We start from the raw sequence: 9509 nt of genomic DNA, 5'->3' as shown, positions 1-9509 counted from the left end.
GGCCCACGGTCAGGAAAGTCGCGGAGCCGGTAGGACAAAGAGAACAAACAGGACGGAAGAGGAGTCACAGCCGCCACACACACCACCCCGCAAGATCAAGGCCAGGGCTGAACAAGACTGAACAAGGCCGAACAAGACTGAAAAGGGCCGAACGGATCCAGAGTCAGAAACGGACAATAACGACAGACAGCATGACTCTACCGCACAACGTCACCACCATGCCACCCAGGGCAGGATTTTCGCGTTCCCCGCGGCCGGCGTTCACAACCCGGTCACACCCGGCAACCACCTGCGAGATCCCCGGCCTGGACGTCGGTAACCGGCTGCCATGAACTCGATCGACAAGGGGTCGGGCGTCAGACGGGTTCGAGGCGGATCACTACCGACTTGGACACGGGGGTGTTGCTGACCGCCGCGGTGGCGTCGAGCGGGACCAGCACGTTCGTCTCCGGGAAGTAGGCGGCGGCGCACCCTGCGGCGGTCGGGTAGGCCACCACCCGGAACCTTTCGGCCCGCCGCGCCACCCCGTCCGTCCACCGGCTGACCAGGTCGACGTGTGCGCCGTCGGCGATACCGAACGCGGCGAGGTCGTCGGGGTTGACGAACACGACCCGGCGGCCCTGGTGGATGCCGCGGTAGCGGTCGTCCAGCCCGTAGATCGTGGTGTTGAACTGGTCGTGCGAGCGGATCGTCTGCAACAGCAGATGCCCCGGTGGGACGCGCAGCACATCCAGGGTGTTGACGGTGAGCCGGGCCCGCCCGGTCTCGGTCGGGAAGGTACGGGAGTCGCGCGGCGGGTGCGCCAGGATGAAGCCGCCGGGCCGCGCGACCTTGGCCTCGAAGTCCTCGCAGCCGGGGACGACCCGTCCGATGTGGGCGCGGATGCGGCCATAGTCGGCGGCGAGCCCCTCCCAGTCGACGGCGACATGCCCACCGAGGGTCGCCCGGGCCAGCCCGCACACGATCGCCACCTCCGAACGCAGCGACCCCGACGCGGGGGCGAGCCGGCCCCGGGAGATGTGCACGGCACTCATCGAATCCTCGACGGTGACGAACTGCGGCCCACCGGCCTGCACGTCGATCTCGGTACGGCCAAGGGTGGGGAGGATCAGCGCCCGCCGCCCTGTGACGATGTGTGATCGGTTCAGTTTCGTCGACACCTGGACGGTCAGGCGCAGCCGGCGGATCGCGGCCTCGGTGACCTCGGTGTCCGGGGTCGCCCCGACGAAGTTCCCACCGAGCGCGGTGAACACCTTCACCCGCCCGTCCCGCATCGCCCGCAGCGTGTCGACCACGTCGAGCCCGTGTGCCCGCGGCGGGTCGAACCCGAACTCGTCGCGCAGCCGGTCGAGGAACACAGCCGGTGGCCTCTCCCAGACGCCCATGGTCCGGTCACCCTGGACGTTGCTGTGCCCACGCACCGGGCACACCCCGGCGCCGGGACGCCCGATGTTGCCGCGCAGCAGCAGGAAGTTGACGACCTCACGGATGGTAGGGACCGCGTCGCGGTGCTGGGTGAGCCCCATCGCCCAGCAGACAATGATCCGTTCGGCGGCGAGTACCCGACCGACGACCTCGTCGATCTCGGCGTCGGTCAGGCCCGTCGCCGCACGCACGTCGTCCGCGGACACACCACCCAGATGCGCGGCCAGGCGAGCGAAGCCGTCGGTGTGGGCATCGAGGAAGGCCCGGTCGAGGACCTCCCCGGGACGTGCCTGCTCCGCGGCGAGCAGCCGGGCGTTGATCGCCTGGAACAGCGCCAGGTCACCGCCGAGCCGGATCTTCAGAAACTGGTCGGCGAGCGCGGTACCGGATCCTGTGACACCACTGGCATGCTGCGGGTTACGGAACCGTAGCAACCCGGCCTCGGGCAGCGGATTCACCGCGACAATGCTCGCCCCGGCGCGTTTCGCCGCTTCCAGCGCGGTGAGCATCCGCGGGTGGTTCGTGCCCGGGTTCTGCCCCACGACAAAGATCAGATCGGCCTGGACGATGTCGTCGAGGCTGACACTGCCCTTGCCCACACCGATCGTCTCGGTCAGCGCCGACCCGGACGACTCGTGACACATGTTCGAACAGTCCGGCAGGTTGTTCGTCCCGAACGCCCGGACGAACAGCTGGTAGGCGAACGCGGCCTCGTTGCTGGCCCGCCCTGAGGTGTAGAAGGCGGCCTCGTCCGGGCTGTCAAGCGCGCGCAGTTCCCCAGCGATGATCGCGAATGCGTCGTCCCAGCTCACCGGCGCATAATGATCACTGTCGGACGCCTTGTACATCGGCTCGGTGAGCCTGCCCTGCTGACCCAGCCAGTAGCCGCTGCGGGTGGCAAGCTCCGAGACCGCATGCGCGGCGAAGAACCCGGGGCCCAGCCGGCGCAGGGTCGCCTCCTCGGCAACGGCCTTGGCGCCGTTCTCGCAAAACTCGGCCTTCCCCCGGTCGGCGGGGCGGGGATCCGGCCAGGCGCACCCCGGGCAGTCGAAGCCGTCGGCCTGGTTCAGCGCGAGCAGCGAACGGACACCCCGGCGGACCCCCATCTGGTCGCGGACATGTTCCATCGCATGCAGCACGCCGGGGATGCCGGCCGCCGACGACGCCGGAGCTCCGACCCTGAGCCCGTCCTCACCGGGGTCCTCACGTGGAGCACGACGTACCATCGTTGCCGCCTCTCCTCATCGCATACCGCTCGACCGACCGCGCCACCGCGCGCCGGTCTACCGCAGGCCGGTCTCGACCATCACCTCGCGGATGCGGTGCGCGCCGGTGTAGACGTTCATCGAGCTGCCGCGGACGAACCCCACCAGCGTCATCCCGGCGTCCTCGGCGAGGTCGGCCGCAAGCGACGACGGCGCGGACACCGCGGCCAGCGCGGGGATGCCGGCCAGCAGCGCCTTCTGGGTCAGTTCGAACGACGCGCGGCCGCTGACGACCAGCATCCGTTCGCGCAATGGCAGGTGGCCCTTGCGTGCCGCCCAGCCGATGACCTTATCGACGGCGTTGTGCCGGCCGACGTCCTCCCGGACCACCAGCAGGTTCCCGTCCGCATCGGCGATCGCCGCGGCGTGCAGCCCACCGGTCGAGGCGAAGACCCGCTGTGCGGCGCGCAGCCGGTCGGGCAGCGCCAGCACCACATCCGGGCATAGCAGCAACGGGTCGGCGTCCACCCGGTACCGGCTGCGCAGCTGAACCCCGTCGATGCTGGTCTTCCCGCACAGCCCGCAGGAACTGCTGGTGTAGAAGGCACGCTCGATGCTCACGTCGAGCGGTGGCACGGCCGGCGCAAGGGTGATGTCGAGGACGTTGTAAGTCTGGACGCCGTGAATCGGGCCGTCATAGGTCCGGCCGCTGGAGACCTGCCCGCCGTCGGTGTCGGTGTCGGTGTCGGTGTCGGTGTCGACACCGCCTACGCCTACGCCTACGCAGTACCGCATCGCCGTGACGTCCGTGCCGTCTGCGATGATCCCCTCACCGACGAGGAAGCCAAGGGCGAGATCCATGTCATGCCCGGGGGTGCGCATGGTAACGGTCAGCGGCTTCCCGCCTACCCGGAGCTCCAACGGCTCCTCACCGGCGAGGCTGTCCGGACGTGTTACCCGATCACCGTCGACGGAGATCCGCACGACCCGTCGGCGTGCAGTCACCCGTCCCATGATAGCCACCCTGCCCCATCCCTCCCTGCGTCGCAAGCCACCGGGAGGGATAGGCGTAGGTGGTTTCCGTCATCCTGGTGACTGTTTCCACCTACGGTCCGAGGCGGATCCAAAGCAGATTCAGTGCAGCCGGGCAGTGGCGGGCCGCCCGCGGTCACAGCGGTTCTCCCGGGATGCCGGCGTACTCCCTGCGGAGGACCTCGACAACATGATGATCATCATTCAGTTCCATGTCGTCGATGGCGCCGACCGCGCGTACACCGATGGCGGCGTTGGTGACGAATGCGGCCCACATGTCGGGGACGGCCGACAGACCGACCGGTGCGACGATGGTCCGCTCATGTACCTGCCTGAGCAGCCGCATGGTCACTCCGGTGAGGCAGTCCGCATCGGGCCAGACCACGTGCTCGCCGTCGAAGAAGCCGATGTTCCAGGTACCGCCCTCGGAGATGAAAGAACCGGCATCTATGAAGAGCGCGTCGTCGAAACCATTGCGCTGCGCCTCCCGCCGGCACCGAAGAGTGCCGAAAAGTCCGACGTGTTTGACGGCCGGCATATCCCGGCGATAGCCGACCGACCGGACTCGCAGCGGCGGCAACGGGAGGGTGGCCGCCGGCCGGGTGGTCACGAGAACGCGCGGTTCCGCCATGGCGCCGGGATGCCCCATCCCAAGCGCCGGGTCGAAGATGGTCACCCGGACCATGAACGACCCTGTGTCGTCACCGACCGCCCGGCGGATGAGCTCCCGCACGCGCTGCGCGTCCAGGTCGGCGTCGAAGACCGTCCGGCAGTCACGGACCAGTCGTTCCAGGTGATGCGACAGCCCACGGACACGTTGATCGTCAATGCGCATGGACGTGAAGTGGCCGTAGTTCGTCAGCGCCAGCACCGCGAGATCATCGGCGTCCACCGGCATGCCGTCCAACTGCGCCATACGGCCAGTGTGGAGGGCGGAGGGCGGAGGGGACGCGGTAGTGGAACAAGCACGGTAGTCACGGTCGGGGCCGGCCTTCTCGCGATGTATCGTGAAGATAGTTGAAGGCTCAACAGGAACGAACGGGCGTCGAGCGTCACAGGGAGAAGATCATGGGTGTCCACCGCCTCAACCACGTCGTCCTCTACGTCCGTGACGTCGCACGCACCACCGCGTTCTACACCGACGTCCTGGACTTCCGGGTGAAGATTTCGATGCCCGGCCAAGCCGCGTTCCTCCAGGCACCGGACTCCACCAACGACCACGACATCGGCCTGTTCCAGCTCGGCCCGCGTGCCGGCGCGTCCCAGGCCGGACGCTCGACCGTGGGCATGTACCACATCGCGTGGGAGGTCGGCACCCTCAACGAGCTGGAGGAGACCGCACGCAAGCTCACCGAGGCCGGGGCGCTGGTCGGTGCGTCCGACCACGGTACGACGAAGAGCCTGTACGCACACGACCCGGACGGCCTGGAGTTCGAGGTCGTCTGGCTGATCCCCGCGCACCTGCTCGACGACGCGGCCATCGCGGCCGGGGCGAGCGGCATCCGCCCGCTGGACATCGCCAAGGAGAAGGCCCGCTACGGCGCCGACACCCGCGGCGGCGTCGGCATCTCCATCCCCATCGGTGTCACCGTCTGACGCGGATCGTCCTGCTGCGTGCCGTGCAACTGCCGGGGGACCAACGGCTCGTCGGCCCCCGACTCCACCCGACCGGACTTCAGCAGGTGACCGCTCACCCATTCGACGGTCTCCCGGACGAACACCGTCCGGTTCTCCAGACCCACGATCTCGTGACCCTCACCGTCGAAAAGCAGGTACCTGCAGTCGACCCCGGCCGCGGACGCGGCTGCGACCGCCTGTTCGGCCTCGATCACCGGGACGTTGGTGTCGTTGACACCGTGGACGACCAGCAGCGGGGCGGCCAGACGGTGCATCCGGTACAGCGGTGAGAGCTCCCGCAGCAGACCGGCATCGGCTACCGGATCACCGTACTTGGTCACGGCGGGGCCGGCGATCCACGGTTCGGTGTGGGCGTAGAAGCTGGCGAAGTCGGCCATCCCGCAGATGTCCACCCCCACCCGGAACAGCTCCGGGTAGGTGACCAGCGCGGCGAGCGTCAGGTAACCCCCGTACGAACGGCCCGCGACCCCAACCCGGTCACCGTCGGCAAGGCCGGCCGCCACCAGATAACGGACGCAGGATGCGACGTCGGCGATGCCATCGAGACGGCGGCGGTGGTTGTCGGCGTCCACGAACGACCGCCCGTAACCGGACGAGCCGCGTACGTTCGGCGCGAACACGGCCACACCCCGGGTGACCAGCGCCTGGAACAGCGGGTTGAAGGCGGGACGTTCCTGAGCCTCCGGGCCGCCGTGGAAGAAGACCAGGGTCGGGTGCGGGCCGGGCCCACCGACCGGCCGGTACAGCCAGCCGGACAGCTCCAGCCCGTCGTGCGCGCTGAACCGGTGCAGCACGGGCCGGACGAGACGGGTCTGGGGCCGCGCCGCCGGCAATGCGGGAAGAACGGACGCGAGCGCCGGTGCCGGGAATGCTGTGGGTGCGTCGGAGACCAGACATCGATAGCCGGCCGGATCCGACAGCGGAACCGAGGCCGGATCCGACAGCGCATCCGAGAGCTGGGTGAGGTCGTAGGTCCACAGCTCACCAGGGACGGTCGAGCCGACCAGCGCCAGCAGCAGCCCGCGGCCACCGTCATGGACCAGCAGGCTGCCCGCGACCTCCCGGGGCAGCGGCGGAAGGCTGCGCCGGGAGCCGGACCCAAGGTCGACAAGTTCGAGGACGCTGTGCCCGTCGACGTTCCACGCCAGCACGGCGCTCGGCCGCTCCGTGGCCCCCCCGGACGCCAGCAGCACGAAACGTTCCAGGTCGGCGTCGTCCCGAGCGGCCACGACCTCGGCGACGCCAGGCTCACCGCCACCACTCAAGGTAACTGCCATCAGTACGACGCGTTCCCGCCCGGCATCCGACAGCAGGTAGACGACATCCCGATCGGTGGCCCCGACACCGGCGCCGAAACGGCCGAGCCCGACGGTGGCCGCCGCGTCCAGCAACAGGTGGAAACGTCCGGTCGCGGAGTCGACCAGGATGAGCCGGCGGACACCGCGGGGACCCTCACGCAGCAGCAGCCGGTACCCACTGCGGGCATCGCCGTCGATGTCGCAGATGGCCAGCGCCTGACCCGCGGCGAGGTGCTCGCGGCGCCCGGTTTCGGGGTCGACGAGCAGGGCGTGGGTCATACCCGACCCGACCGACTCACAGAGCGCGACCGCGGCGCCGTCCGGTGTCCATCGGCCGAGGGTGGCGGCGCTCACCGCGCCGGCGTCCACGGCGGAGCCTCTACCGGAACCCGGATTCGAGGGGTTGGCCGGACGCAGGACAACCGGTGTCGCGGATGTGGCAGGGACTTCCCGTGACCGCGTCACCGTGCCGGTCAGGTCTGCGACCGGATGCGGGCCGCCGGCAAGACGGCGAAGCCCGGTGCCGTCCGGGCGGATGACCCGGACCTCCGTGTGCTCGCCGCCGCCGGGCGCGACCATGACGGCGATCCATGCTCCGTCCGGTGACCAGACCACCGACCGGACATGGCCGGCGCCGGTGTCGACGGGCCGGCGCTCTCCGGTGGCGTCGCGCAGCCACAGCCGCGGGGTGCCGTCACGGTCGCTGACGTAGGCGACCCGGCCGGCGGGGCCGAGGCTCGGCGAGGAGCAGCTCGCCGCGGCCACCCAGTCGTCCACCAGGTCGCCGGTACGCAGGTGACCGGTGCCCGGGTCCCGGCGGGCAACGGATACGGCAACACCGACCGCGCCGACCGCACCGACCGCACCGTCCGCATGGTCGTCGCCCCGGGTCACCTCCACTCCGGACAGGTACCCGCCTGCCGAGAACCACTCCACCGTCATGACACCCCCTGGGTCTGCAGCCACATCTCCAGCAGCGCCGCCTGCCACAACGCGTTCGCGCCGAGCGTGGTCCGGTTGTCGTTCGGCGCCGCGAGCATGGCCTCCACCCACTCGGAACGGAACAGCCCGCGGGCCTTGGCGACCGGGTCGGTCAGCGACTCGCGCACCCGGTCCAGGTACACCCCGGACAGGTGCCGGATGGCCGGGACCGGGAAGTAGCCCTTCGGCCGGTCGATGACCTCGACCGGCATGATCGGACGACCGATGTCCTTGAGCACCCCCTTCCCGCCGGAGGCGAGCTTCAGCTCGGGCGGGCAGGCTGCCGCGAGCTCGACGAGCTCGTGGTCGAGGAACGGGGTGCGGGCCTCCAACCCGGCCGCCATGGTCATGTTGTCGACACGTTTCACCGGGTCGTCCACCAGCATGATCGTCGAATCGATGCGCAGAGCCGCGTCCACGGCGCTTGCCGCGCCGGACTCGGCGAAGTGCGTGGCGACGAAGGCGCGGCTGACGTCGGTGTCGAGGGTGTAGTCCGGCTCCAGCATGGCCGCGATCGCCGGGTGCGACCGGTCGGAGAACACCCGCAGGTACTCCTCGACCGCTTCGCCGCGCGGGACGCCGGCCAGCGGTGGATACCAGGAGTAGCCGGCGAACACCTCGTCGGCGCCCTGTCCGGACTGCACGACCTTGACGTGGCGGGAGACCTCCTGCGACAGCAGGTGGAACGCGACGCAGTCATGGCTGACCATCGGCTCGCTCATCGCGTCGATGGCCCGGTCGATCGCGGGCAGCAGCAGCCTGCTCGCCACCCGGATCTGGTGGTGGTCGGTGCCGAAGTGGCGGGCGATGACGTCCGAGTACATGAACTCGTCACCGGACTCTCCGCCGGCCGCTTCGAACCCGACGCTGAAGGTCGCGAGACCGGTCTGCCCGGCCTCGGCGAGCAGCGCGACGATGAGGCTGGAGTCCAGGCCGCCGGACAGCAGCACGCCGACCGGGACGTCCGCGACCATGCGCCGGCGCACGGCGATGCGCAGCCGCTCGGCGATCGCGTCCCGCCAGTCCGCCTCCGACCAGCCGGCGTGTGCCGGGTCGCGGGAGAAGCTCGGGTGCCAGTACAGCTCGTCGGTGCTCGAACCGTCGCTGTCGATGGTCCGTACCGTGGCCGCGGGCAGCTTGCGCACACCCGTGAGGATCGTGCGCGGCGCCGGCACCACCGAATGGAACGACAGGTAGTGGTGCAGCGCGACCAGATCGATGTCGCCGCTGACACCGCCGCCGGCGAGCAACGCGGGCAGCGTCGAGGCGAAGCGGACGCGGGCGGCGTCCGTGGTGACGTAGAGCGGTTTGATGCCCAGGCGGTCACGGCCGAGGACGAGGCGGCCGGTGTCGCGCTCGTGGATCGCGAAGGCGAACATCCCGGCGAAGCGGTCGACGCACCGGGTGCCCCACCGGTGGTAGGCCTTGGCGATCACCTCGGTGTCGGAGGTGGAGAAGAAGCGGTACCCCGCGGCGGTCAGCTCTGCTCGCAGCTCCCGATAGTTGTAGATACAACCGTTGAAGACCGAGGTGAGACCGAGCTCGCTGTCGACCATCGGCTGGGCGCCGCGCTCCGACAGATCGATGATCTTCAGACGTTGGTGGCCGAACGCGACCGGCCCGGACGCCCACGCACCGCTCGAGTCCGGGCCTCGCGGGCGCATCCGCTCGGCCATCCGCACCACCGCGTCCACATCGGCGGCGGCGCCGTCGAACCGCAGCTCCCCACTCAGACCGCACATGTTGACTCCTGTCGATCGCTCCTCGGCTTCCTCGACGGCGTGGCTACCACCATCCGGGCCGGTGGTTACCGGCGGATGACAGCGCCGTTGCGATGCCGGTCGCCGCGGCCCCGCGTCCTGACCTCACCCGGGCACCTCACCCGGGCACTACCCCGGATCTCAGCGCGACAGCCAGGTGTCCTTGGAAC

At 69.7% G+C, this 9509-nt stretch carries 6 protein-coding genes; 1 reads left to right on the top strand and 5 read right to left on the bottom strand.

The window, feature by feature from the left end; genetic code table 11:
- Positions 1-356: 356 nt before the first annotated feature.
- The 3 genes from NBW77_RS07850 to NBW77_RS07840 all read right to left on the bottom strand — a co-directional run bounded on the left by NBW77_RS07850 (position 357) and on the right by NBW77_RS07840 (position 4578).
- A complete protein-coding gene (locus tag NBW77_RS07850) occupies positions 357-2651 on the bottom strand; it encodes an FdhF/YdeP family oxidoreductase (protein ID WP_250279500.1) in 2295 nt (764 codons plus the stop codon).
- A gap of 57 nt (positions 2652-2708) precedes the next feature.
- Positions 2709-3644 (bottom strand): formate dehydrogenase accessory sulfurtransferase FdhD, encoded by a 936-nt coding sequence (fdhD, locus tag NBW77_RS07845; RefSeq protein WP_250279499.1) that lies wholly within the window; start codon positions 3642-3644, stop codon positions 2709-2711.
- A gap of 154 nt (positions 3645-3798) precedes the next feature.
- Positions 3799-4578 carry an aminotransferase class IV family protein gene (locus NBW77_RS07840; RefSeq protein ID WP_131747281.1) on the bottom strand — a complete coding sequence of 260 codons (780 nt, stop codon included), beginning with the start codon at positions 4576-4578 and terminating at the stop codon, positions 3799-3801.
- A gap of 152 nt (positions 4579-4730) precedes the next feature.
- On the opposite strand from NBW77_RS07840, the gene NBW77_RS07835 reads away from it, so the two are divergent.
- The gene (locus NBW77_RS07835; protein WP_250279498.1) at positions 4731-5258 is read left to right on the top strand and encodes a VOC family protein; all 528 of its coding nucleotides are present in this window, start codon (positions 4731-4733) and stop codon (positions 5256-5258) included.
- Here the strand turns inward: NBW77_RS07835 and NBW77_RS07830 are convergent.
- Both NBW77_RS07830 and NBW77_RS07825 read right to left on the bottom strand, forming a co-directional pair.
- Positions 5198-7540: a S9 family peptidase gene (locus tag NBW77_RS07830; protein WP_250279497.1), complete on the bottom strand. Its 2343-nt coding sequence runs from the start codon at positions 7538-7540 to the stop codon at positions 5198-5200. The genes NBW77_RS07835 and NBW77_RS07830 overlap by 61 nt on opposite strands.
- Positions 7537-9321 (bottom strand): N-acetylglutaminylglutamine amidotransferase, encoded by a 1785-nt coding sequence (locus NBW77_RS07825; protein WP_131747282.1) that lies wholly within the window; start codon positions 9319-9321, stop codon positions 7537-7539. Before NBW77_RS07825 ends, NBW77_RS07830 begins: the two co-directional genes overlap by 4 nt.
- Between the last annotated feature and the right edge of the window lie 188 nt (positions 9322-9509).

The sequence above is a fragment of the Frankia sp. Cppng1_Ct_nod genome, from assembly GCF_920656135.1.
GTDB classification, from domain to species: domain Bacteria; phylum Actinomycetota; class Actinomycetes; order Frankiales; family Frankiaceae; genus Protofrankia; species Protofrankia meridionalis.
Note: the sequence above shows the minus strand (reverse complement) of the source record. Positions and strands in the feature narration are given on the sequence as shown.